Origin of the sequence: Rhodococcus sp. 1168, from assembly GCF_002091955.1 — a bacterium.
Lineage (GTDB): Bacteria > Actinomycetota > Actinomycetes > Mycobacteriales > Mycobacteriaceae > Rhodococcoides.
In genome coordinates, this window is the sequence record NZ_MKKY01000073.1 from 83846 (window position 1) to 109102 (window position 25257).

Here is a 25257-nt window from a genome sequence, read left to right on the forward strand (position 1 = left end):
AAGGCAGTCATGTCACGATTCATCGACCGCGTGGTGCTGCACGTCAGCGCCGGTAAAGGCGGCAACGGCTGCTCTTCGGTTCACCGCGAGAAGTTCAAACCGCTCGGCGGTCCAGACGGCGGAAACGGTGGCCAGGGAGGCGGCGTAATCTTCGTCGTCGACAGCAATGTCCACACGCTGTTGGACTTTCACTTCAACTCGCATGCCAAAGCCAGCAATGGAACTCAAGGCATGGGCGGCAACCGCGAAGGTTCGAACGGTGAAGATCTGATCCTCAAGGTGCCCGACGGAACTGTGGTGCTCGACAAGGACGGTCGCATCCTGGCCGACATGATCGGCGAGGGCACTCGATACGCTGCTGCGCCCGGTGGTCGCGGTGGGTTGGGCAACGCTGCGCTCGCCTCGAAGGCGCGTCGTGCACCTGGATTCGCGCTGCTCGGCGAAGAAGGCATCGAGCGCGATGTGGTGCTCGAACTCAAGTCGGTCGCCGACATCGGTCTCGTCGGGTTCCCGTCGGCGGGCAAATCCTCGCTGGTATCGGTGCTCTCTGCCGCGAAGCCGAAGATCGCTGACTACCCGTTCACCACGTTGGTTCCGAACCTCGGTGTCGTCTCTAGCGGTGACACCACGTACACGGTGGCCGACGTTCCCGGATTGATTCCCGGTGCGAGCGAAGGCAAGGGGCTCGGTCTCGAATTCCTCCGACATCTCGAGCGTACCGCCGTTCTGGCGCACGTCGTCGACTGCGCGACCCTGGATCCGGGTCGGGATCCCGTCTCGGACGTCGATGCCCTGGAAGCGGAGTTGGCGGCCTACAAGCCGGCGATGTTGGGCGATGCGAGCCTGGGTGACCTGGCCGATCGACCGCGCATCGTCGTGCTCAACAAAGCTGATATCCCCGAGGCCGCCGAGCTCGCCGAGATGGTGACGCCGGAGTTCGAGGCGCGTGGATGGCCCGTTTACACCATCTCGACGGTCACCCGTGAAGGCCTCAAGCCGTTGATCTTCGCGCTGGCCAAAATGGTCGAGGACTACCGAGTGGCGCACCCTCCGGCCGAGAAGCGTCGACCGGTGCTACGTCCCGTCGCACGCAACGAAGAGGGTTTCCAGGTCATCAAGGATCCCGATATCGAGGGTGGGTTCATCGTTCTGGGCACGCGCCCGGAGCGCTGGGTGCGCCAGACACAGTTCAGCAACGACGAAGCCGTCGGTTACCTTGCTGACCGTCTCGCACGCCTCGGTGTCGAGGACGCACTGATCAAGAAGGGCGCCCAGCCGGGTGCATCCGTGACCATCGGTGATGTCTCCTTCGATTGGGAGCCACAGACACCGGCGGGTGTGGAGATCACCATGACCGGTCGTGGCACCGACGCGAGGCTCGATCAGGTGGAGCGAATCGGTGCAGATGAGCGCAAACACGCCCGTCGAGCCCGCCGCGGACTCGACCTCGAAGAGTGAAGTGTAGGTTCCGGTGAATTCTGAATCCTCGTCGGTTGCAATGGATTCGACTGGGGCCAGGACTGCTGTGGCCAGTGCCAAACGGGTAGTCGTCAAAATCGGCTCCTCGGCACTGACCTCACTGGTCGGCGGACTCGACGTCGACAGGCTCGATCGATTGGCTGATGCGGTCGAGGCACGAATGCGTGCCGGCTCCGATGTCGTGGTGGTGTCCTCCGGTGCGATCGGCGCCGGGCTCGCGCCACTGGGTCTGACGACCCGGCCTCGCGATCTCGCGACGAAGCAGGCCGCAGCGAGCGTCGGCCAGCTTGCTCTTGCACACGCTTGGGGTACCTCGTTCGCCAGATACGGACGAACGGTCGGCCAGGTGTTGCTCACTGCCGAGGACATTGCGCGTCGAACGAATCATCGCAACGCCCAGCGCACGCTCGATCGGTTGCGTGTGCTCGGCGCAGTGGCCGTAATCAACGAGAACGACACGGTCGCGACCACGGAAATCCGCTTCGGTGACAACGACCGCCTCGCCGCGCTCGTTGCTCACCTCGTCGGTGCCGACGCGCTGGTCCTGTTGTCCGACGTCGACGGTCTCTACGACGGCGACCCGCGCAAAGGTGACGCCACCCTGATCCGGGAGGTCGCGAGCCCGGAAGATCTCGATGGAGTCGTCGCCGGTTCCGGCGGTGCGCTCGGGACCGGTGGAATGGCGTCCAAGCTGTCCGCTGCCCGATTGGCGGCCGATGCAGGCGTTCCGGTCCTTCTGGCGGCCGCCGCCGACGCAGCGGAAGCGCTGACGACGGCTGCGGTGGGCACAGCCTTCACTGCACGTCCCACTCGCCTGTCCTCGCGCAAGTTCTGGGTGCGTCATGCTGCGGATGCACGAGGCGATCTATACCTCGACGCAGGTGCCGTACACGCGGTCGCGACGAAGCGGCGGTCGTTGCTGTCCGCGGGAATCACCGCCGTCGAGGGTCGGTTCTACGGCGGCGACGTCGTGTCGCTGATCGGCCCGGATGGCGAACTGGTGGCCAGGGGAGTGGTGGCGTACGACGCGTCTGAGCTGACCGGAATGCTCGGTAGGTCCAGTTGCGATCTCACTCCCGAGTTACAGCGTCCAGTGGTGCATGCCGACGATCTGGTGCCGGTCTGATCATTCGAGTGACGGCAGTGCGTCCACGAGTGCGGTGAGGGTCTCCGAGCACCCGGCATCGCTTGTCAGAGTAGCGAACTCGTCGCCCCGGGTGATTCCGCGATTGACGATCACGATGGGAATGTCGGCCTTCGCTGCGCGTCGAACGAAGCGCAGACCCGACATTACCGTCAAAGAGGAGCCGACGACCAGAAGCGCATCGGCCTGAGCGACGAGGTCGAAAGCGTCGGCGACTCTCGGCTTGGGCACGCTCTCCCCGAAGTAGACGATGTCCGGTTTGAGAACACCGGAGCAGTACTCGCAGTCGACCATCCGGAAGTGTGCGGTGCTGGTGATGATCGCATCGGCGTCGGGAGCAATCTCGACACCCTCGGCCGGCGCGACGCTGTCGAGGAATCCCGGGTTCTCGCGCTCGAGGCGTTGTCCGAGAGCGAAGCGGGAAACCAGTCGCTCGCAGTTCAGACACCGTACTCGCGCGTACACGCCGTGGAGGTCGATGACTCGTCGGCTACCTGCTTTGGTGTGCAACATGTCGACGTTCTGAGTGATGATCCCGGAAACAATCCCTCGGCGCTCGAGCTGGGCCAGCGCGCGGTGGCCGTCGTTCGGTCTTGCCGCATCCATATGCCGCCAGCCGACATGGTTCCGTGCCCAGTAGTGGCGCCTGAACTCGAGATCGCCGGTGAACTGCTGATAGGTCATCGGATTGCGAGGTGGTGAGTTCGGCCCCCGGTAGTCCGGGATACCTGAATCGGTGGACATGCCGGCTCCGGAGACGACCGCGATGGATCTTCCTGACAACAGGTCGACAATCTGGCCGAATCGGGTTGTCGCTGCGGTAGCTGAACGAGCGGGGGCAGGCACGTCCCCAGGGTAGCGCGCACGTGGACGTAGGGGATCGACGCAAGCAGCAGGAAGCCCCGCTCGACCGAAGTCGAGCGGGGCGGAGCTACTCGGAGCCCGTCTTATCTGGACACCTTGTCTACGTGGGAACCTCTATGAGGGGGTACACACCGTTCTCGTCGTGGGTTTCGTTCCCCACTACGGGAGGGTTGAACACGCACAACATGCGCATCTGCGTACGCGGCTCGACGGTGTGCCGCTCGTTGCCGTTCAGCAGGTACATCGATCCTGCACCGAGTTCGTAGGTTTCGCCGGTTTCACGATCGGTGAGGGTGCCTTCGCCTTCGATGAGCCACACAGCCTCGACGTGATTGGCATAGTGAAAGTTGTTTACCGTCCCGGCCTTGATGGTCGTTTCGTGGAACGAGAATCCGACCCTGTCACCGCCGAGGATGATGCGCTTACTGCGCCACTGTCCATCCTCGCTCTCGATGTCTCGATCAGTTCCGGTGATTTCCTGGGTGGTACGTACGATCATGTGGTGTAGCTCCCTTCAGCAAACATTCGACACGTGAGAAGTGTTCTACGAGCAGACTTTTGCTGTCGCAGCTTCGAGGATGTCGAGTCCGCGATCGAGCTCTTCGATCGTGGTGGTCAGCGGCGGAAGAAGTTTGACAACCTCGTCCTTCGGGCCGGCAGTTTCCACCAGCAGGTGCTCGTCGTAAGCAAGCTTGGCGACCTTGCCTGCTTGTTCTGCATCTTCGAATACGAGAGCCTGAACCATGCCGCGACCGCGAGTGGAAACGCCGTCGTACTTGGCGCACAGCGCGATGAAGCGATCACGAATGTGCTCGCCCTTCGCGAGGATCTCCTTCTCGAACTTGTCGTCGGACCAGTAATGGTCGATGGCGACCTTCGAGGTCACGAAGCCGGGATTGAATCCGCGGAAGGTGCCGTTGTGCTCGCCTGGGCCCCAGACGTCGAGTTCGGGCTTGAACAGTGTCAGTGCCATCGGCATGCCGTAGCCGCCGATGGACTTCGAAAGTGTGACGATGTCCGGCGTGATGCCCGAATCCTCGAAGGAGAAGAACTGGCCGGTACGGCCGCAACCCATCTGCACGTCGTCGACGATCAGCAAGATGTCACGTCGCGAGCAGAGGTCGGACAGTGCGCGCAACCACTCCGGCCGCGCGACGTTGATGCCGCCTTCACCCTGAATGGTTTCGACGATGACCGCTGCCGGACGGTTGAATCCACTGCCCGAATCGTCGAGAACACGCTCGAACCACTGGAAGTCCTCGTTGACTCCACCGAAGTAGTTGTCATACGGCATAGGGGTGGTGTGCACCAGTGGGATTCCGGCGCCGGCGCGCTTCATCGAGTTTCCGGTGACAGCGAGCGCACCGAGTGTCATGCCGTGGAAAGCGTTGGTGAAGTTGATGATCGACTCGCGACCGGTAACCTTGCGCGCCAACTTCAGCGCAGCTTCGACGGCGTTCGTACCGGTCGGACCGGGGAACTGAACCTTGTAGTCCAGGCCACGCGGTTCGAGGATGTTCTTCTTGAACGTCTCGAGGAATTCACGCTTGGCCACCGTTGACATATCGAGGCCGTGCGTGATGCCGTCGCTGGTGATGTAGTCGACCAATGCATCCTGCATGATCTGATTGTTGTGGCCGTAGTTCAGTGCGCCTGCGCCGCCGAAGAAGTCGAGGTAATCGCGCCCGTTCTCGTCGGTCAGCGTCGAATTCTTGGCAGTTTTGAACACTGCCGGCCACTGGCGGCTGTAGCTACGAACACCGGATTCGATGGTTTCGAATACGTCCGGCTTTTCGGTGGTCTCGGTCTTGTCTGTCATGTATTGCGTGTTCCTTTCGCTGGCGCGCACGTCGGCTGGCCCTACTGTGTAGAGCTCCTCTGCTTCGTGGCTATCAGGAAAATCATCGGGCGCGAACAGGTCTGTTTTTCTAATGTCGGTCCCTCGTGTTCGAGCGAGGGCCGTGAACAGGGCGATCGACGCTTCGTTGTCCGGGCTGATCGTTGTTTCCAGGTGTGTGATGCCCTGTGGGGTAAGGCGATCGAGCAGTTCGTTCAGCATCCGGCCGGCAAGGCCCTTACCCCGTTGATCAGCATCGACTGCGACCTGCCACACGAAGAATGTTGTGGGAGAATCCTGTCGGGTGTAGCCGGTGACGAATCCCACTGCGCGAGAGTCGACGTCGGATACGACCGAGGTTGCTGCAAAGTCTCGGCACCACAAAACGTACGAATAGCTCGAGTTGAGATCGAGCACCTTTGAATCTCTTGCGATTTCCCAGAGCCGGACTCCGTCGGAGATCTTTGGCTTACGAAACTTCACTGCGTCCGGCGCAGTGACTGTGGTTGCTCTCAGCTGTGCGGGTTTCATAGCAAATGCAAACGTAACAAGGTGCCCTTGGCATTTCATGTGCCTGGCAAAATTGGTGTGGAAAACACGCATCCTTTCGCAGGTGGCAGCGTGAATGTGATACTAGTCACAAACTGGGCTTGTTGCCGTAACAACTGGTCGAGGAGGGTGCGATATCTCGGCCCATTCCGTCCGATGCCAAGTGCGGCCTTACTGATATCAATGCTGCTACTTCGGAGTTGCCAGAGCGAACGGGAGCACCGAATCTGCACCTGCGCCGCGGAGGGCGGAGCTAGCGCAAGTAAAAGTCCAACCCGTATCGGTAACCAAGTCCACCAGGAGGATCGGTCCGGAGACCCCGTTCAGGTCCGGAACGAGCCAGGAATCGACGAGCCCGGCCACTCGGAATGCCGAATTCGCGGCCGTCACGCGCGGATGGTCCGGTCGAAGGGTAAGCGTTCCGAGATCGTCGAGCCGTCCGATGCGGGCCAATTCGCCGGCGATCGAACGGACCAGCATCGGATGCGTCGACGATTCCAGCGCGATCACCGAGGTCGGTCTCTTCGCCCAGTCCCACGAGGCCAACACCGCGATACAGGCCTGAACGAGGGCGTCGGGGGCTGGACCGTCGGGTGCATCGAGTGCTGCTCGCAGGCGGCCACCCCAACCCAGGTCGGTGAGGCGGCCCAGGACCCGGCCGGGTTCAGGGCCGTCGGTGATCTTGCCGGAGCGGGAGACTCCGAGTTTCTTCATCCCGCTGGGCCACTGCTTTCGCGGAGGCAGGTCGAGTCCCGGGCGGTCGAGACGTTCACGCGCGGACTCGACGGCGGCTGCGTCCACCTGAGTCGAGTAAGCCTTTCCTGTGCAGTTGTCGCATCGGCCACACGGATTCGGCTCGGCGCCGAGGCCTGGATCGTCCAACTGTCTCCGCAGGAATTCCATCCGGCACCCATCGGTGCGCTGATAGTCGATCATTGCCTGCTGCTCCGCGTCCCTGGCTTGCTCGAGGCGCTCGTAACGCGGTGCATCGTAGGCCCATGACTGACCGGTCGAGATCCATCCGCCTCGCACTCGCTGAACGGCACCATCGACGTCGAGGACCTTCAAGACCATCTCGAGTCGGCTCCGGTTGAGATCCACCAACGGCTCCAATGCCGGGGTCGACTGCGGCTTGACGGGGTCGAGAGCGTCGATGACCTGCCGTACGACGTGTTCTCGCGGGAAGGCTACGGATGCGAAATAGCTCCAGATCTGCTTGTCCTCGTGGCCTGGAAGGAGGATGACTTCGGCGCGGTCGGTGGCGCGACCTGCACGGCCGACCTGCTGGTAGTACGAGATGGGGGATGAAGGAGCGCCCATGTGGACGACGAATCCCAGATCCGGTTTGTCGAAGCCCATGCCCAGCGCGGACGTGGCTACGAGGGCCTTGACCTCGTTGTTCAGTAGGTCCGATTCCAACGATTCGCGTTCGGTGGTGTCGGTCTGGCCGGTGTACGCGGACACGACGAAGCCCTGGTCAGACAGCAGGCTCGCGAGGTCGCGTGCTGCCGACACCGTCAGGGCATAGATGATTCCCGACCCCGGGAGTTCGGCCAGGTGAGCTGCGAGCCACGCGGCGCGCTCGGTGGAGTTCTCGATCTGGACCACCGACAGGTGGAGCGACTCGCGTTCGAGTCCTCCGCGGAGAACGAGGGTGTCCCCGCCACCGACACCGAGTTGTGCGGCGACATCGGCGACCACGCGGTCATTTGCAGTGGCCGTGGTGGCCAAGACCGGAATCCCCTCGCGCAGTTCGGATATGAGCGTTCGAATCCGTCGGTAATCGGGACGGAAGTCATGTCCCCAGTCGGAAACACAGTGCGCTTCGTCTACGACGACGAGGCCCGCGTCTGCTGCCAGCGAGGGCAGTACCTGGTCTCGGAAGTCCGGGTTGTTGAGCCGTTCCGGGCTGACGAGCAGCACGTCGAGCCTGCCCGCAGCGACATCGGCATGGACGTCTTCCCACTCGGTCATGTTCCCGGAGTTGATGGTTGCGGCCCGCACACCGGCGCGCTCGGCGGAAGCTACCTGGTTCCGCATCAGTGCCAACAACGGCGACACGATGACGGTGGGTCCGAGTCCCTGAGCGCGGAGCAGTTTTGCGGCGATGAAGTAGACCGCCGACTTTCCCCATCCGGTGCGTTGCACCACCAGCGCGCGGCGGCGGTGAACAACGAGCGCCTCGATTGCCGTCCACTGATCCTCGCGAAGACTGGCAGCGGGCCCGGCCAGCTCCCGAAGGAGCCGCTCCGCATCTGCGCGCAGGTCTACCGTCGACGGTTCGGTGGTGGTCATCGGTTCATCGTGCCGCACGTGTCCGACAGTTTCACCGCCCGCACGGCGATTACGCTTCATCGAACACACGAGGAGGTGCTCTTGTTCGACAAAGATCTGCCGTTCGATCCAGATGTGGACGACGACGCGGCGCAGATGACCGCGCCTGCGAGGCCTCTGCATCTTCGGCCGAGTGCACTCGCTCTCGTCTTCATCGGTGGAGTGATCGGCACCGCGATGCGCTATGGAATCGAGATCGCGATCCCTCAGGTGATCCGAGGCTGGCCCATTGCCACGTTTTCGATCAATCTTCTCGGTGCATTCGTGCTCGGTGTTCTGCTCGAGAACATGGCGCGACGCGGTGCTGATGCCGGTGTCAGGCAACGGATTCGCTTGTTCGCAGGCACCGGGTTCTGTGGTGCTTTCACCACATACAGCACGTTTGCGCTCGAAGCGGTACTACTCACAAGGGACGGCCACCTTTCGACAGCGCTTGTGTACGGAATATCGACGGTATTCCTCGGTGCGCTCGCGGCGTGGGCGGGGATCGTCGTGGGCGCTTCGATCCATTTCGATCGGTCGGCGAGGTGATCGTCCTGCTGATGGCGCTGGCAGGCGCGCTCGGAGCAGTCTGCCGATTCGTTGTCGATTCCTTCGTCAAATCCAAGGTGCAGGGAACACTGTTCCCGTGGGCGACAGTCGGCATCAACATTTCTGGATCCCTGTTCGTCGGATTTCTTGCCGGACTTGTCGTGTTCGCGCAAGGGTCGACCGATCTGCAGACGATCATCGGCACCGGGTTCTGCGGCGGATACACGACCTTCAGTACGGCGAGCTTCGAAACTGTCCGACTCGTTCAGGTCGGTAGACGTTCGCTCGCGCTGGCCACAGCGGTCGGAACCCTGGCTGGTTCGGTCGGAGCCTGTGCCGCAGGGTTCGTGCTCGCAGGCTTCGTCTGAAAAAGGACGGAGCGATCCTCGGCCGCGAGACGTATCGTCGCCGTAGGTTGCGGCACAGTTCGATCGTCTCCAATGTCCGTCAGGTCCGCTGTGAGGTGGCGATGTCGAGGAAGTCTCGGCGTGGGCCACGAAGAGGTTCACGCAGATCCCACACCGCGCACAGTTCCCGCGGCATCGTCACGGCGTCGATGCGTGTCAATCGGCCGTCGCGAAGGTCGGCTGCGACCGCCAGCGAAGACAGGACCGTCGGCGCGTTCGCAGTCACCACCGCCGATTTTATCGCGGTGACCGAGTTGAGTTCGAGCAGCGGCGGAACCGTCGGGTGCACGGTGCTCTCGTAGGTGGTGCGCGAGCCCGATCCGAGTTCGCGTTGGACGAGTGCTGTTGCGGCCAGTTCATCGACGGTGATTGACTCTCGTGACACCCACGGGTGCTGCGGTGGGACGACGACGACGAGTTCGTCGGTCGCCACGACGCAAATCCCGAGGCCGTCCGGGATCTGCGGTCCTTCGACGAATCCGATGTCGGCTCGACCCGCGAGGACATGGTGGGCAACCTCGGCCGAGTTCATCAAACGCATCTGCGTTCGCACGTCCGGAAACCGAGCCCGCATCAGGACGATCCAGCCCGGCAACAGATGCTCTGCGACAGTCATGCTCGCGGCCACGGTGAGGCTTGCATTTTCCTCCCGCAGGAGGGATTGGACACCCGTCGCGAACTTTTCGGCGGCGCCGAGAACGTTCCCTGCCCACTCGAGAACAGCGACACCTTCGGGAGTGAGCACCACGCCGCTGCTGGTGCGGTCGAACACGCGGAGACCGATGTCGCGCTCGGCTGCCCGAATTCGTGCGCTGACCGCTTGCTGACTCAATCCGTGTTCCCGTCCGGCCGCGCTCATGCTGCCCAGCCGTGCGACCGAGACCATCACGTCGAGCGCGGCGAGATCGGGGACCCGTGGGGACAGTGTCATCGTCGGGCTGCATCCGCGATGAGCGCGTCGATATCCGCTCGCGATCCCGAAGACGCTCCGGTGCCACGACGCGTAGCAGCCAATGCCCCTGCTGCACAGGCCCATCGGACTGATTCTTCGGGACCCTGTAGCCAGCGGGCAGCCAAAGCCCCGGTGAAGGCATCTCCGGCACCGGTGGTGTCGATGGCGTCGACCCGTGGCGCTCGAGCGTGAAACGTCGACGCCGGTCCGCGGTACCGAGCGCCGTTGGCGCCGAGCGTGGTGACGACGTGCGCAATGCGATCGAGAACACTGTCGCCGACTGCGTCGGCTTCGGACTCGTTGACGATCAGGACGTCCACGACGTCGACGAGGGCCTCCGGGAGTGGTCGAACGGGAGAGGGGTTCAGCATGACCACAGTGTCGTGAGCTCGGGCGTGAATCGCACCGGCCACGACCGTGTCGAGGGGAATCTCCAACTGGCACAGCAGGATATCCGCGGCGGCGATGATATCGAGTTCATGATCGGTCAAGGTGGACATCGTGGCGTTGGCGCCCGGGACGACGACGATCGAGTTCTCCCCGTGACGGTCGACGGTCACAACTGCGATTCCGCTCGGATCATCGGTGCGTCGGAGTCCGGACGCGTCGACACCGGCTTCGATGACACTTCGTTCGAGGTCGGCAGCGAATGTGTCGTCACCTACCGCCCCGAGGAATGCTGCGTCGGCGCCTGCCCGTGCCGCCGCGATGGCTTGATTCGCTCCCTTTCCTCCCTGCGCGGTGTCGAAGGAGTCACCCAGGACGGTTTCGCCGGGCTCGGGTAGGCGTCGAGTCGTTGTCGTCAGGTCCATGTTGATACTGCCCAGGACAACGATGCGCGGAGTCGTCATCATCCGACGATATGCGGCGTCCGCGATGTCCTGTATACGAGCATGCAGTTTGCACGTTGCAGATTGTTGACAATCTGCAACTGCTCCATCACGATGGACCGCATGACCGCGCCGACACGCACGCACCTCAGCCCCGCACTCAAGCAAGCGACTCCGGTTGTCGTGGACCACGCACTGGGCAGTTGGATCTACGGCACCGACGGAAAACGGTATCTGGACTTCACCACGGGAATCGGTGTCACCAGCACCGGGCATTGTCATCCGCGCGTCGTCGAAGCGGCACGTGATCAAGTAGGCAAGATCATCCACGCGCAATACACCACCGTCATGCACAAGCCGTTGCTCGAACTCACCGACAAACTCGGAGAGTTTCTGCCTGCCGGACTCAACAGTGTTTTCTACGCCAACTCCGGCTCCGAGGCCGTCGAGGCCGCGATTCGATTGGCGCGCATGGCAACCGGTCGACCGAACATCATCGCATTTCATGGCGGATTTCATGGACGCACCGTTGCTGCGGCATCGCTCACCACCGCCGGTACCAAGTTCCGGTCCGGATTCTCTCCGATCATGGGCGGGGTGCACATCGCACCGTTTCCACATGCCTTCCGTTACGGCTGGGACATGGACACCGCTATCGCTTTCGCTTTGCAAGAACTCGACTACCTTCTTGCAACCATTTCGAGCCCGGCAGACACCGCTGGATTCATCATCGAACCGGTGCTCGGCGACGGTGGCTACCTGCCCACTCCACCCGCGTTCCTCGAAGGTCTGCGTCGCCGCGCCGACGAGCACGGGATCGTCTTCATCGTCGACGAGGTCCAGGCCGGTGTCGGACGGACCGGAAAATTCTGGGGCCACGAGCATTCCACTGCTACCCCCGACATCGTGATCACGGCCAAGGGCCTGGCTTCTGGATTCCCGATCTCGGCGATCGCGGCGTCGACCGAACTCATGTCCAAGGCGTGGCCGGGATCGCAGGGTGGTACCTACGGCGGAAACGCTGTCGCCGCTGCTGCCGCGGTGGCCACGCTCGACGTCGTCCGCGACGAAGGACTCGTCGAGAACGCGCGCCGACAGGGCGACGTGCTGCTCGACGGCCTGGTGGCACTGCAAGCGCAGTACTCGGCGATCGGCGACGCGCGCGGACTCGGTCTGATGCAGGCCCTCGAATTCGTCGACGAGAACGGCAAACCCGACGCCGCTGCTGCCGGCCGCGTCCAGCAGACCGCAATATCGGAAGGGTTGCTGTTGCTTACCTGCGGGGCGTTCGGCAATGTCGTACGAGTCATTCCTGCACTCGTCGTCACCGACGACGAAGTTGCCGAGGGGCTCGATGCCATCGCCCGAACGTTGAAGCGCGCACTGTGACGGTGATCGGCGGCGTCGGACCGGTCCTCGACGAACTGCGCAGGGCGGGGGTCGACGTCGATGTGACCTCGCGGCGCCTGGCCGAGTATTCGTACGACGCGTCGAACTACCGCGTGCCGCCGGTCGCCGTGGTGTTTCCTCGCACTACCGCGGACGTGTGCGCGGTAGTGAAGTCGTGTGTGAAGGGCAACATACCGATCGTGAGCCGCGGCGGAGGAACATCGATGGCAGGCAACGCGATCGGTGAGGGTGTGGTCCTGGACTTCTCGCGGCACATGAATACCGTGCTCTCGGTCGACGCCGAATCCAAGTCGGCCGTGGTCGAGCCGGGGATCGTGCTTTCGGACCTCGCCGAGACCGTGTCGGGGGCGACCGGCGGCATTTTGACTTACGCCCCCGACCCATCGAGCAAATCACGAGCAACCGTCGGTGGTTCGATCGGCAACGATGCCTGCGGCAATCATTCGGTGCGGTACGGCCGTACAGCAGACCACACGATCGCTCTCGACCTGGTCACCGTCGACGGGGTGGTGTTGCGGGCGACACGCTCCGGTGTCACGGCCCTCGATCCTCACGACGCTGTCGCCGTCGCCGCAGCGGCCAGGATCACCTCCGAACTCCATACGCTTGTTTCCGACAATCTGGCCGACTTCCGACTCGAACTCGGTCGGATTCCGCGCCAGGTTTCGGGCTTTCACCTGTCGACGTTGTTGCCGGAGAACGGCTTCGACGTGGCCCGTGCCCTCGTCGGCAGCGAAGGAACATGCGCGATCGTCGTCGCCGCGACCGTCGCGCTCGTTCCTGTCCCGCCCGCTGCGCTGCTGTTGAGTTTGGGATACGCCGATGTCGTCGAAGCAGCCGAGGACGTCATGACGATCCTCGAGTTCTCGCCGGCGGCGGTCGAAGGGATCGACGAGAAGATCGTCGAGACGATGCAGCACCGAAGGGGAGCGGACTCGGTCCAAGGGTTGCCTTCGGGAAACGCCTGGCTCTACGTCGATCTCGATGGTGAGAACGTCGCCGAAGTCGAGGACAAGGCTGGCCGATTGCTCGAGCGCCTACGTGAGCTCGGCAGGTTGAAGGATGGGCGCATCGTCGCAGACCTTGCTGAACGAAAGTCGCTGTGGCGGGTGCGGGAGGATGGCGCGGGTTTGTCGGCGCGTCTTGCCGGCGGTGGTGGTGAATCCTGGCCCGGCTGGGAGGATTCCGCGGTTGCACCCGAGAATTTGGCCGCGTACCTCGCAGAGTTCCGTGACCTTCTTGCCGTGCATTCGCTCACCGGGGTGATGTACGGACATTTCGGCGCCGGGTGCATGCACGTCCGTATCACTTTCGACCAACGCAGTGACGCAGGAAGAGCAGTGATGGCGACCTTCCTGCAAGAGGCAGCCGAACTGGTAGTCCGGCACGGCGGTTCGTTGTCGGGTGAACACGGAGACGGTCGGGCGCGGTCGGAACTGCTGCCGATCATGTACTCGACCTCGATGCTCGACGCGTTCGCGCGGTTCAAGCGCATCTGGGATCCTGCGGGCATCTTCAATCCGGGCAGCATCGTCGATCCGATGCCGATGATGAACGATCTTGCATTGCAGGGTGTTCCGAACCGTCAATGGAAGACGACCTTCGAGCTGCATCAGATCGGAACGAAGCCGGACTTGGATCCGTTCGTGCACGCCACCCAGGCATGCGTCGGTGTCGGGCGCTGCCGGTCCACCTCCGGTGGCGTCATGTGTCCGAGCTATCGCGCGAGCGGGGACGAGAAGGATTCGACCCGTGGGCGTGCCCGCGTCCTTCAGGACATGGTTCGCAGTAGCGCGACGGTCGCGGCAGGGTGGGCCTCGAAAGATGTCAAGGAATCGCTCGACCTGTGTCTGTCCTGCAAGGCCTGTTCAACCGACTGCCCCGTCGGGGTGGACATGGCGACCTACAAGTCGGAATTTCTCGATCATCACTACGCGGGGAAGTTGCGCCCGATGGCGCACTACTCACTGGGCTGGTTGCCACGCTGGTTGAAAGTGACGTCGATTGTGGCACCGGTACTCAACCGCGCAATGACTCCGCGAACCGGTATCATCGCGGCCAGAGTCGGCGGTCTCACGACCAAGCGATCGTTGCCGCGGTTCGCCTCTCGACGGGAACTACGCACGCAGACAGAGGGATCCGCGCCGGGAGGTGATGTCGTACTGCTCGTCGATTCCTTCACCAAGGGGTTTCGGCCGGAAATCGTCGGAGCTGCGGTTCGCGTTCTCGCCGAGGGCAACCGGACATCAGAGTGCAGGACCGACGTGTGCTGCGGGTTGACGTGGATTTCGACGGGGCAGCTGGCAACCGCCAAGAAGCAGTTGAGCAGAACCGTTGCCGCACTCGATGATGGCACCGATCGGCCGATCGTCGTAACCGAACCGAGCTGTGCGGCAACGCTCCGCAAGGATATGCCCGAACTCGTGGGCACCGAGGCGGCTCGACGGGTCGCCGCACGGGTGCAGAGCTTCGCCGGTGCGGTGATAGAGCAGGCCGCCGCGGGGTGGAGCCCGTCGGCCGACGTCCCCGAAGCAGTCACCGTGCAGACCCACTGCCACGAATACGCGGTGTTCGGCGAAGCCACGCAGCGAAAGGCGCTTGCTGCCGCGGGGATCGGCAGCGTCGACGAGGCGACCGGCTGCTGCGGGGTGGCAGGCAACTTCGGCTTCGAACCGGATCACTACGACATGAGCATGAAAGTCGCAGAACAGGCCCTGGCACCAGCGGTACGACGCGCTGATCCGACCAGGCCGATCCTGACCGACGGCTTCAGCTGTCACATGCAGGTGCGCCAACTGACCGGCAATCAGAGCGCGTCCGCCTCGATGCACCTCGCGCAACTCCTCGATCCCGCACCTTCGACACAGACCCCCAGGAAGGGGCATCAGCTATGACGTCCATGACGCGCCCGGCCATCACCTCGCCGACCCAGCTGTTCATCGGCGGGTCCTGGCGAACAGCGAACAGCAGGAGGAAGTTCGACGTCGTCGATCCTGCAACCGGCGAAGTGATCGCCGCGGTCGACGATGCCGACATCAGCGATGCCGAGGCTGCGATGGCGGCGGCCGTTGCAGCGCAGGAGTCCTGGGCGCAGACGGCGCCACGGGCGCGAAGCGAAATACTCTCTCGTGCATTCCATTTGATCATCGCCAGGACCGAGGAATTGGCTGCCATCATCACCGGCGAGATGGGCAAGCCGCTCGCCGACGCCCGAGGCGAGGTCGCGTACGGCGCAGAGTTCTTTCGATGGTTCTCCGAAGAGGCAGTCCGCATCTCGGGCGACCACACGCTGACCGGCGATGGAAACAACCGCATCATCGTCACCAGAGCCCCGGTCGGTCCCAGCATTCTGGTGACGCCGTGGAACTTTCCGCTGGCCATGGGCACCCGAAAGATCGGCCCCGCGCTTGCCGCAGGATGCACGGTGGTGTTCAAGCCGGCCGAACAGACTCCGCTGACTGCGCTAGCGCTGGCCGCCATCCTCGCCGAAGCAGGGGTTCCCGACGGCGTCGTCAACGTGGTCCCGACGACCGACGCCGCAGGAGTCGTCGGATCGTGGATGGCCAGCGGCTCGGCCCGGAAGATCAGCTTCACCGGCTCCACGGCCGTCGGGAAAATTTTGTTGGCGCAGGCAGCTCCGACCGTGATGCGGACGTCGCTGGAACTCGGCGGGAACGCCCCGTTCATCGTCGCCGAGGACGCTGATCTCGACCGGGCCATCGACGGTGCGATGGTGGCCAAGATGCGCAACATGGGCGAGGCCTGCACTGCAGCCAACAGGTTCTTCGTCCACCGATCGCTTGCCACGGACTTCGCTGCCAAGCTCGCTGCTCGCATGGGTGCCTTGACAGTCGGTGCCGGCAGTAGGGCGGGTGTGGAAGTGGGGCCGCTCATCGATCGCAGCGGCCGCGCCAAGGTGCAACGACTCGTCGACGATGCGCTCGCGCGCGGTGCTCGGGCGGTGGTGGGTGGGCAGGAAGATTCTGGGCCAGGCTATTTCTACCCTCCAACGGTGCTCGACGATGTCGACTCCCAGTCCGATCTCATGTCGACCGAGATCTTCGGACCCGTTGCCGCGATCGTTCCGTACGACACCGAGGACGAAGTGATCGCGCTTGCCAACGACACCGAATGGGGGCTTGTGGGTTACGTTTTCACGCAGGACATCGATCGCGCATTGCGTATGGGGGAGCGGCTCGAAGTGGGGATGGTCGGCATCAACACCGGTCTCGTATCGAACCCCGCTGCCCCGTTCGGCGGCGTCAAGCAGTCCGGACTCGGCCGTGAAGGCGGCAAAGTCGGTATCGACGAGTTCTTGGAATACAAATACTTCGTAATCCCGAGGTCCTAGCAGGAGGTTTTGCATATGTCAGGTTCCCGAAGACTGACCCCGATCGATGCCCGCAATACGTCGATGGTGATAGCCGATCAGATTCGCGATCGGATCATCGACGGATCCTACACACCGGGCGAGCAGATCAACGAAGCCAATGTTGCTGCCGAGCTAGGGATTTCGCGTGGTCCGGTTCGCGAAGCGCTCCAGCGGCTGAATCAGGAAGGCCTGTTGATCAGCTACCGAAATCGCGGTGTGTTCGTTGTCGAGCTCAGCGTCGACGACGTCGCCGAGATATACGAGGCCCGCGCGGCGATCGAAGTCGGTGCCGCATGGACGCTCGTCCACGGCGAGATCACCGTCCTGAAGGCGACGGCGGCTCAGTTGTCGGCAATCGTCGACCAGATGCAACCGTTCATCGACTCAGCGGATTGGTTCGGTCTGGCCGAGCGGGACCTGGCGTTCCACACGGCGATGGTTGCTGCGACGTCGAACAGTCGGATGTCGAGGATGTACGCCACATTGGCAGCGGAGGCGCGCATCTGTATGACCAACCTGGAGACGGCCTACTTCCGGCCCGAGGCGTTGGTCGAGGAGCATCAATTGTTGGTGGACCTACTCCTGGGTTCGGATTGGGCTGCACTCGAAGCCGGTCTGCACGAGCACATGGACACTGCGATTCAGGACCTGAGTCGGTCCATGCAGGCAGAGGCGGCCACTGATGGGCTCGGCGGCCGCGTCGGCGCCGCGGCCGACTGAGCTTGCGCGGGGTGGATTGCGTGCGACTGATCGAAACGAAGAAGTAACACGAGTTCTCTTGCAGCACCAGGACTCGTCCGCATAGCCTGATTGTTAACAATCTGCAAAATGCACGTGGGGTCTCAGTGCCTCCCGCGACGCCCCGAAAGGGGGTACGAGTGAACGAGTCCGGGCTCCCAGTCGAACCGATCAATCCAGTCGAACCAGCAGTCACATTCACCAGCGCTGTCGGTCCACGCCATGCTCCCGGGCTGGCGGAGTATGCAGACCTTCCCAACAGCACGCCGATCACGTTCACCGAAGACGAGTACTCCCATCGCCTGGCCACGGTGCGAGAGCGAATGGCCCGGCAGCATCTCACGGCGCTGATAGTCACGGACCCGTCCAATCTCTACTACCTGTTGGGTTACAACGCGCTCTCCTTCTACACACCGCAAGTTCTGTACGTGCCGCTCGAGGGAAATCTGTACTTCTTCGCCAGGGAGATGGATGCCAACGGCGCATTTCGTACCTCCTGGCTTCCTCGGGAGCAGACGTTCGGGTATCCGGAAACATTCGTGCAGCGCAAGGAGACACACCCGTTCGTGTGGGTTGCACAGAAGTTGCGTGAATTGGGAATGGTCAACAACTTCTCCCACGGCCTGGTGGGCTTGGAGATGGATTCCTACTACTTCAGCCCCAAAGCGTTCGAAGCCTTGGTGAAATCTCTGCCCGAGTATCAGTTCACCGACTCGTTCGAGTTGATCAATTGGGTTCGCGTGGTCAAGAGCTCGGCCGAGATCGAACTCATGCGGGGTGCCGCACAGGTGTGCGAGTCGGCGATGGGTGCGGCCTTCGAATCGATCGGCGTCGGACTGCGGCAGTGCGACGCGGCAGCGGCGATCATGAATGCCCAGATCAAGGGCACAGTCGACTTCGGTGGCGACCATCCCGCGATCGTGCCGATGCTGCCGACCGGGGCAGGGGCGGACACTCCTCACCTCACCTGGTCGGATCAGGTGTTCGTCGAAGGCGAGACCACGGTGGTCGAACTTGCCGGGGTGTTCCGGCGTTACCACATCCCGATGGCCCGAACGATTGTTCTGGGTAAGCCGAGCAAGCAACTGGACTACCTGGCCCATGCCACCGGTGAGGCGCTGAACGAGGTGCTCGACACCGTCCGCGCCGGTGCCAGTACGACCGAACTGGCTCAGGTATGGAACGTCAGTCTTGCCAAGCATGGACTGCACAAGCCGTCGCGCATCGGGTACTCGATCGGCATCGCCTACGCACCCGACTGGGGCGAGCGGACAGTGAGCATCAGAACCGACGACGACACGGTCCTGACCGAGAACATGACGTTCCACATCATCGGAGGAATGTGGATGGACGACTACGGATACGAAGTATCCGAGGCGGTTCGCGTGACCGAACGCGGCGTGGAGACATTTACCGATTACCCGCGGCAACTACTGACGAAGGAGTGAGACATGATCGCCACCACTATTCCGTGGGCCCTGCGCACCGACAAGCTGGTGGGATCGGTGATCGACTCGTCGACATCGCTTCTCGCTGCTCAAAAGCACGACATCGTTCGTTTCGCGATGGGCTCTCCTGCTACGGAAACCGTTCCAGCCGAGCTATTTTCCGAGATCGCCGCCACCGTCCTCACGGCCGACGCGATGGACTACGCGGCCACTGAGGGGGACCCGGGTTTGCTCGACGCGCTTCTGGGATATCTCGATTCGGTCGGTGAACCGTCCTCTGCCGAGCGCATCGTCATCACCTCCGGTGGCATGCAGGGCCTCGATCTCGCGTGCAAGTTGTTCGTCGATCCCGGCGACCTCGTGATCGTCGAAAGTCCCACGTACACCAACGGGACCGCTACCGTCCTGAGCTACGGTGGCGACGTGCTCGAAGCACCGATGGATGCCGACGGTCTCGTGGTGGAGGCGCTGCCCGATCTGGTCGAGGCCGCAGGCCGGCTGCCCAAGATAATCTACGTCATTCCGAACTTTCAAAACCCTTCGGGCACAACGATGTCACTGGCGCGAAGGAAACTACTGCTCGAATTGGCGCACGGGTGGGGCTCGGTGATTCTGGACGACGATCCGTACGGTCTGCTCCGATTCGAGGGTGACCACATCCCGAGCTTCCAATCTCTGAGCCCGAACGATCCACTCCTGTTCTCCGTGCGGACCTTCTCCAAGATGATCGCCCCCGGGCTTCGGGTCGGTTGGGTCGACGCGGCGCCCGAGGCGCGACAGCTGTTGATCAACGCCAAGCAGGCGATGGACACGTGCACCAACCTTCCGGGGCAACGAATGATCGCCGAATTCATCCGACGTGGACACCTCGCGACGCACCTGCGTTCGTTGAGTGCGGTGTATCGCCCACGCAAAATCGCCATGCAACGCAGTCTCGACAAGTACTTCGGCGATCGGATCTCGAGTACCGACCCGGAAGGCGGCTTCTTTCTCTGGGCGACACTGAGAGGCGACGCCGCAGCGCTGTCCACGCAGGCGCTGTTCGAAGTCGCTCTTGCCGAAGGCGTTGCCTACATACCCGGCCCGGCGTTGTCGGTCGGCGGCAAATTCGAAGATTCCCTGCGGCTGTGCTTTGCATCCTCCTCGCCCGAGCGTATCGACGAGGGCGTCAAGCGGTTGGCAGCGGCAGTGGACAAATCCCTCTCGATTCGATCCCTCGATTCCGCGCCGCGGAACGCACATGCCATTCGACGAAATGCCGATTCCACTCGATGACGGGGAGATCGAACAGTCAAGCCGAACTGGAGGCTCGGGTACTGGCTGCGATCGACGAAGGTGAGCTGGTGGCGCTGGGGTCGGCGCTGATCGATGCGGGGGGAGAAAACCCCGGTGGTACCGAGGAATCCGTAGCCAGAGTGCTGGTTGACACCTGTCGCCGGCTTGGGTTCGACATCGAGATCGACGACGTTGCACCGGGACGGCCGAACGTCGTGGTGTCGGTCGGGGGAAGCGAAGAACCTGGTGTGTTGTTTCTCGGGCACTCCGATGTCGTACCGGCGGGAGGCGGATGGTCGAGAGATCCCTTCGCGGCCACAGTGCGCGACGGGCGACTGTACGGACGGGGCGCATGCGATATGAAGGGGGGACTGGCGGCCGTCGTAGTCGCTATGTCCGCCCTGAAGCGTTGCGGTGCAGTAGGTTCAGCACCCGTGTCGTTGGCGTGTCTGGTCGACGAGGAAGATACCGGACTGGGGATTCGATCCTTTGTGCGAACAACCATGCGCCGTAGCTATTCTCGGTGTATTGTCGCCGAACCTACGGATCTGATGACCATCGTCGGGTGTCGGGGTGCGGCGAATCTCGAGATCACCGTTCGGGGTCGTTCGGCTCACGCGGGGCGGCCGTCCAACGGGCGTAACGCAATCTCGGCGGCCGCGCGGATCATCGTGGTCATCGATTCGATGGGCGAGGAGTTACGCGCCGACGCCCATCCGGTGCTGGGAGCGGCAACGTTCAACGTAGGAACTGTCTCCGGCGGAACCGGTACCTCGATGGTTGCCGACTGTGCTGTGATCACGGTGGACCGGCGGTTGCTGCCAGGAGAAGACGCCCATGTCGTGGCAGCACAGCTGCATCGACGTATTCTCGCCGCCGGGATCATCGGCGACGGGATCGAAGTAGCAGTGGACGTCTCGATGGAGATGCCAGGCTTTCTCACCAGCACGGACTCCGACATCGTTCAATCGGCTGTCACTGCAGTGGCCGATTCCGCCGGTCATCACGGCACCGATATCTGGACTGCGTCGTGCGACGGCGGTTTCATTGTGCGAGACATGGGTATTCCCGCCATCGTGCTGGGTCCGGGTGAGATCGAATTGCAGGCCCACCAGCCCGACGAGTCCGTGTCGGTGCGCCAATTGTGTGACAGCGCAGCGGCGTATGCACTGATTGCGTGCAGAAGTGTGGCGTTACCAGGTGTTATGGCGGCAACGTAGGGGTTGTAAGAAACCGAGACTTACGCGCAAGTAACGTGAATCGCTGCACAGGACCAACCCGACGCTCCATTTGTTCACAAAGCGAGAGGTATTGGACAGTGACACAGTCACCCAAAAGCCCGACTGTAGATGCAGTTGGTCACCCGATCACCGGGTATCCGCCGAACACCAAGGAACTGACCCCGAAAGAAACCAAGACTCTCCACCTCGCCATCGGTGGTTCTGCCCTGGGCAACGCCGTCGAGTGGTTCGACTACGCCGTGTACGGCTACCTGGCGGTGTACATCGCTGCGAATTTCTTCCCATCCGAGGATGGGGGAGCGAGCCTGCTGTCGACATTCGCAGTTCTGGCGGCATCGTTCATCATTCGGCCGATCGGTGGGGTCGTACTCGGACCTCTAGGTGACCGAATCGGTCGTCAAAAGGTGCTCGTCCTGACCGTGACGATGATGTCCCTGGCGACCGCGGCTATCGGCATACTGCCGACCTTCGACAGCATCGGGATCTTCGCTCCGATTCTTTTGTTGGTATGCCGCCTGGTGCAGGGATTCTCGACCGGCGGTGAGTACGGTGGTGCGGCTGTCTTCATGGCGGAGTATGCGCCCGACAAGCGTCGCGGTTTCTTCGGCTCGTTTCTCGAATTCGGTACGCTGGCAGGCACTGTCGCAGGCGCGACGCTGTGCACCCTGCTGAACCTCGGGCTCGGAGACGACACCATGGAGGCCTGGGGTTGGCGTATACCGTTCTTGCTGACTCTTCCTCTCGGCATGGTCGCGCTGTGGTTGCGTACCCGACTCGAAGATTCACCGGTATTCGCCGAGGCCAAGGCCGACGGCGAGACCATCTCGGAAGGCTCGCAGGGCGGAGCGATCGCCTCGCTGAAGTCCACGATGACCTACTGGCAACGGATCCTCATCCTCATGGGTTTCGTGCTGCTACTCAATATTGCGTACTACACGGTGCTCACCTTCCTGCCGTCCTACCTCAGCGACACGTTGGGGCACAGCACCACACAGTCGAATTTCACGCTTGTCGTCATCATGCTGATCTTGATGGCCATCATCAATCCGATCGGTGCTTTGTCCGATCGGGTCGGTCGAAAGCCGCTGTTGCTCACTGCTTGTGCTGGCTATTTCGTGTTCAGTGTTCCGCTGTTTCTGCTGATCATCAATACCGGCATCGTCGGACAGACCGTGGGTCTGCTCGGGCTCGGAATTCTTCTCGTGATCATGTTGTCTTGCGTATCCTCGACGTTGCCGGCGCTTTTTCCGACACAGGTTCGCTACGGCGCCTTTGCAATCGGCTACAACGTGTCCACTTCACTCTTCGGTGGTACAGCTCCACTCATTCTGACATTCCTCATCGACCGGACCGGATCGAACCTGATCCCGGGCTGGTACATGATGCTGGCCGCGGCTATCGCATTCGTGCCGATTCTTCTGATGCCGGAGACGGCTGGGCGTTCGCTTCGCGGAAATCAGCGTCCCGGTGACAACGACGCCGAGCTGGCCGCTCAGGGCATCGAACTGGTTGGATACAAATCGAAATGACAACCCGGCCCGTCGTCGTGATATTTCACGCCGATAATGTCCCCGAAGGCCTCGAGTCAGTAGCCGCTGTGGCCGACCTGCGCTACGCCACAGTGGACTCCCTAGGTGATGCGGTGTCCGGGGCGGACGTTCTGTTGCTGTGGGATTTTTTCTCGCCCGCCGTGCGGCAAGTGTGGGATCGGTTCGACAATCTGAAGTGGATCCACATAGCTGCCGCGGGCGTCGATTCCCTGATGTTCGACGATCTCGTGGCTTCGGATGTGGTGGTGACGAATTCGCGAGGAGTATTCGATCGCCCGATAGCGGAGTTCGTGCTCGCCCACATTCTGGGTTTTGCCAAGCATTCGTCCGAATCAGCCGAGCTGCAGCGACAGCGAGTCTGGAAGCATCGTGAGACCGAGCGCATCGATACTGCACACGCAATGATCGTCGGTACCGGTGCAATCGGGCGTGAAATTGCTCGGTTGTTGTCGGCGGTAGGTATGACGGTGTCGGGCGTGGGTAGAACGGCACGGGCAGGAGATGTCGATTTCGGCGTCGTTCACGCCAGTTTCGACCTCGCCGACGTCGTGCACGACGTCGACTATCTCGTTCTGGTCGCCCCGCTGACCGAGGCAACCAGAGGACTCGTCGACGCGAGCGTTCTGGCTGCAGCGAAGCCGGGTGTGCGTGTTATCAACGTCGGTAGGGGCGAATTGCTCGACACCGATGCGCTGGTGAACTACATGCGTAGCGGACACGTGGCCGGTGCAGCGCTCGACGTCTTCGACAGCGAACCACTGTCGCCGGACGATCCCCTTTGGACCACCGCGAACCTTGTTGTGACGCCGCACATGAGCGGTGATGCCACTGGGTGGCGGAGGCAACTGGCCGAAGTCTTCGTGTCCAACTTTCACCGATATGCGCACGCGGAGGAACTTCGGAACGTCGTCGACAAGAAGTTGGGGTTCGTTCCGTAGCGTCACGCTGAGGATCCTCGTTTCACGGGCACCGCATCTTGATGGAAGAAGCCGCTGGCTACTGTGTAGGGCATGACGGTCACACCTGTTTCGGCGAACGCGACCATCGGTGAACTCGATACGCGTGAGCAGGTCCACGCCGCGGCCCGACGCGCCCGCGTGGCATCGAGGACATTGGCGCTGATGACGACCGCAGCCAAGGACGCTGCGCTGCTTGCCGCAGCGGATGCCCTGCTGGCTGCAGTCCCCGAGGTGCTGGCCGCGAATGCTGCCGATGTCGACGCCGCGCGCGCCGCCGGAACAGACGAAGGACTGCTCGACCGACTTCGACTCACCGACGCACGTATCGACGGGATCGCTGCCGGACTACGGAAGGTCGCAGGGCTGCCGGACCCCATCGGCGGCGTCGTACGTGGTTCGACCTTGCCCAACGGACTCGAGATTCGCCAGGTACGGGTACCCCTCGGCGTCGTCGGAATGGTCTACGAGGCCCGCCCCAACGTCACGGTCGATGCGTTTGGACTTGCCTTCAAATCAGGAAATGCGGCGCTGCTGCGGGGATCTTCGTCTGCCGCCCGTTCCAATGCCGCACTGGTCCAGGTGTTGCAGAATTCGCTGGCAGTAAGCGGTCTTCCTGTCGACGCAGTGCAACTGCTTCCCAGCGCGGATCGCTCCTCCGTCACACATTTGATCCAGGCGCGAGGGCTGGTCGATGTCGTGATCCCGCGCGGGGGTGCAGGTCTGATCTCGGCTGTCGTGCGAGATGCAACGGTGCCGACGATCGAGACCGGAGTGGGTAACTGCCACATCTACATCCACTCCGCGGCCGACCTTCTCATGGCCGAGAAGATCGTTCTCAATTCGAAAACTCGACGCGTCAGCGTCTGCAATGCAGCAGAGACGATCCTGGTCGATGCGGCAATCGCCGAGACCGCCGTTCCACAGCTCCTACAGGCTTTCCAGAGCCATAGCGTCGTCGTGCACGGCGACCGACCCGGACTCGTGCCTGCCACCGAAAAGGACTGGTCCGAGGAATATCTGTCCCTCGACGTCGCACTCAAGGTCGTCGACGGTATCGACGAGGCCATCGCGCACATCGACGAATACGGCACCGGACACACCGAAGCAATCGTGACCGCAGACCTCAGCGCGGCCCGAGAGTTCACCACCCGGGTCGATGCCGCAGCCGTGATGGTCAACGCGTCGACAGCATTCACCGACGGAGAGCAGTTCGGGTTCGGCGCAGAAATCGGAATCTCGACGCAGAAACTGCACGCTCGCGGGCCCATGGGCCTGCCGGAACTGACCTCCACCAAATGGACCGTCTGGGGCGAAGGACATACCCGCGCGGTCTGAGA

General features: G+C 62.5%; 20 protein-coding genes and 1 pseudogene. 14 read left to right on the top strand and 7 right to left on the bottom strand.

Annotated features, from left to right (window positions below; genetic code table 11):
• The first annotated feature begins 9 nt into the window (after positions 1 to 9).
• A complete protein-coding gene (obgE, locus tag BJI47_RS16550) occupies positions 10 to 1458 on the top strand; it encodes a GTPase ObgE (RefSeq protein WP_088944749.1) in 1449 nt (482 codons plus the stop codon).
• Positions 1459 to 1498: 40 nt separating this feature from the next.
• Positions 1499 to 2605, top strand: coding sequence for a glutamate 5-kinase (gene proB / locus BJI47_RS16555; protein ID WP_088944842.1), 1107 nt, complete (start codon positions 1499 to 1501; stop codon positions 2603 to 2605).
• Here proB and BJI47_RS16560 read toward each other — a convergent pair whose 3' ends face one another.
• The 5 genes and pseudogenes from BJI47_RS16560 to BJI47_RS16575 form a co-directional block, all read right to left on the bottom strand.
• A complete protein-coding gene (locus BJI47_RS16560; RefSeq protein WP_254900640.1) occupies positions 2606 to 3469 on the bottom strand; it encodes a Sir2 family NAD-dependent protein deacetylase in 864 nt (287 codons plus the stop codon). It lies immediately after the preceding gene.
• 118 nt (positions 3470 to 3587) lie between these two features.
• Positions 3588 to 3986, bottom strand: coding sequence for an ectoine synthase (locus BJI47_RS16565; RefSeq protein WP_088944750.1), 399 nt, complete (start codon positions 3984 to 3986; stop codon positions 3588 to 3590).
• A gap of 45 nt (positions 3987 to 4031) precedes the next feature.
• The gene (gene ectB, locus BJI47_RS16570) at positions 4032 to 5306 is read right to left on the bottom strand and encodes a diaminobutyrate--2-oxoglutarate transaminase (protein WP_254900655.1); all 1275 of its coding nucleotides are present in this window, start codon (positions 5304 to 5306) and stop codon (positions 4032 to 4034) included.
• 48 nt (positions 5307 to 5354) lie between these two features.
• Positions 5355 to 5927: pseudogene (ectA, locus tag BJI47_RS24735) on the bottom strand (diaminobutyrate acetyltransferase); the annotation flags it as partial.
• 135 nt (positions 5928 to 6062) lie between these two features.
• Entirely contained in the window at positions 6063 to 8168 is a 2106-nt protein-coding gene (locus BJI47_RS16575) for an ATP-dependent DNA helicase RecQ (RefSeq protein ID WP_088944845.1), read from the bottom strand.
• A gap of 18 nt (positions 8169 to 8186) precedes the next feature.
• Here BJI47_RS16575 and crcB (BJI47_RS16580) point away from each other — a divergent pair, with 18 nt between their 5' ends.
• Both crcB (BJI47_RS16580) and crcB (BJI47_RS16585) read left to right on the top strand, forming a co-directional pair.
• On the top strand, positions 8187 to 8738 hold the full coding sequence (crcB, locus tag BJI47_RS16580) for a fluoride efflux transporter CrcB (RefSeq protein WP_368655900.1): 552 nt from the start codon (positions 8187 to 8189) through the stop codon (positions 8736 to 8738).
• Positions 8735 to 9106 (top strand): fluoride efflux transporter CrcB, encoded by a 372-nt coding sequence (gene crcB, locus BJI47_RS16585; RefSeq protein WP_088944751.1) that lies wholly within the window; start codon positions 8735 to 8737, stop codon positions 9104 to 9106. The genes crcB (BJI47_RS16580) and crcB (BJI47_RS16585) overlap by 4 nt, the downstream gene beginning before the upstream one ends.
• A 79-nt stretch (positions 9107 to 9185) precedes the next feature.
• Here the strand turns inward: crcB (BJI47_RS16585) and BJI47_RS16590 are convergent, their stop codons facing one another.
• Together BJI47_RS16590 and BJI47_RS16595 are read right to left on the bottom strand one after the other, a co-directional pair.
• The gene (locus BJI47_RS16590) at positions 9186 to 10076 is read right to left on the bottom strand and encodes a LysR family transcriptional regulator (protein WP_088944752.1); all 891 of its coding nucleotides are present in this window, start codon (positions 10074 to 10076) and stop codon (positions 9186 to 9188) included.
• On the bottom strand, positions 10073 to 10948 hold the full coding sequence (locus tag BJI47_RS16595) for a ribokinase (RefSeq protein ID WP_088944847.1): 876 nt from the start codon (positions 10946 to 10948) through the stop codon (positions 10073 to 10075). Before BJI47_RS16595 ends, BJI47_RS16590 begins: the two co-directional genes overlap by 4 nt.
• A gap of 102 nt (positions 10949 to 11050) precedes the next feature.
• Between BJI47_RS16595 and BJI47_RS16600 the strand changes: the two genes are divergently transcribed.
• From BJI47_RS16600 to BJI47_RS16645, 10 genes are all read left to right on the top strand, one after another.
• Entirely contained in the window at positions 11051 to 12316 is a 1266-nt protein-coding gene (locus BJI47_RS16600) for an aspartate aminotransferase family protein (RefSeq protein WP_088944753.1), read from the top strand.
• Positions 12313 to 15231 carry an FAD-binding and (Fe-S)-binding domain-containing protein gene (locus BJI47_RS16605; protein WP_088944754.1) on the top strand — a complete coding sequence of 973 codons (2919 nt, stop codon included), beginning with the start codon at positions 12313 to 12315 and terminating at the stop codon, positions 15229 to 15231. Before BJI47_RS16600 ends, BJI47_RS16605 begins: the two co-directional genes overlap by 4 nt.
• Positions 15228 to 16688 (top strand): NAD-dependent succinate-semialdehyde dehydrogenase, encoded by a 1461-nt coding sequence (locus BJI47_RS16610; RefSeq protein ID WP_088944755.1) that lies wholly within the window; start codon positions 15228 to 15230, stop codon positions 16686 to 16688. Before BJI47_RS16605 ends, BJI47_RS16610 begins: the two co-directional genes overlap by 4 nt.
• 15 nt (positions 16689 to 16703) lie before the next feature.
• On the top strand, positions 16704 to 17429 hold the full coding sequence (locus BJI47_RS16615) for a GntR family transcriptional regulator (protein ID WP_254900641.1): 726 nt from the start codon (positions 16704 to 16706) through the stop codon (positions 17427 to 17429).
• A 251-nt stretch (positions 17430 to 17680) separates the two neighbouring features.
• Positions 17681 to 18895 carry a M24 family metallopeptidase gene (locus tag BJI47_RS16620; protein WP_368655904.1) on the top strand — a complete coding sequence of 405 codons (1215 nt, stop codon included), beginning with the start codon at positions 17681 to 17683 and terminating at the stop codon, positions 18893 to 18895.
• A gap of 3 nt (positions 18896 to 18898) precedes the next feature.
• On the top strand, positions 18899 to 20170 hold the full coding sequence (locus BJI47_RS16625) for a PLP-dependent aminotransferase family protein (RefSeq protein ID WP_088944756.1): 1272 nt from the start codon (positions 18899 to 18901) through the stop codon (positions 20168 to 20170).
• Positions 20167 to 21390, top strand: a complete 1224-nt coding sequence (locus tag BJI47_RS16630) for a M20 family metallopeptidase (protein ID WP_088944757.1) — start codon at positions 20167 to 20169, stop codon at positions 21388 to 21390. Before BJI47_RS16625 ends, BJI47_RS16630 begins: the two co-directional genes overlap by 4 nt.
• Positions 21391 to 21488: 98 nt before the next feature.
• Positions 21489 to 22940 (top strand): MFS transporter, encoded by a 1452-nt coding sequence (locus BJI47_RS16635; protein WP_368655901.1) that lies wholly within the window; start codon positions 21489 to 21491, stop codon positions 22938 to 22940.
• Positions 22937 to 23899, top strand: coding sequence for a D-2-hydroxyacid dehydrogenase (locus tag BJI47_RS16640; RefSeq protein WP_088944758.1), 963 nt, complete (start codon positions 22937 to 22939; stop codon positions 23897 to 23899). Before BJI47_RS16635 ends, BJI47_RS16640 begins: the two co-directional genes overlap by 4 nt.
• 72 nt (positions 23900 to 23971) lie before the next feature.
• Positions 23972 to 25255 carry a glutamate-5-semialdehyde dehydrogenase gene (locus BJI47_RS16645; RefSeq protein WP_088944759.1) on the top strand — a complete coding sequence of 428 codons (1284 nt, stop codon included), beginning with the start codon at positions 23972 to 23974 and terminating at the stop codon, positions 25253 to 25255.
• Positions 25256 to 25257: the final 2 nt, after the last annotated feature.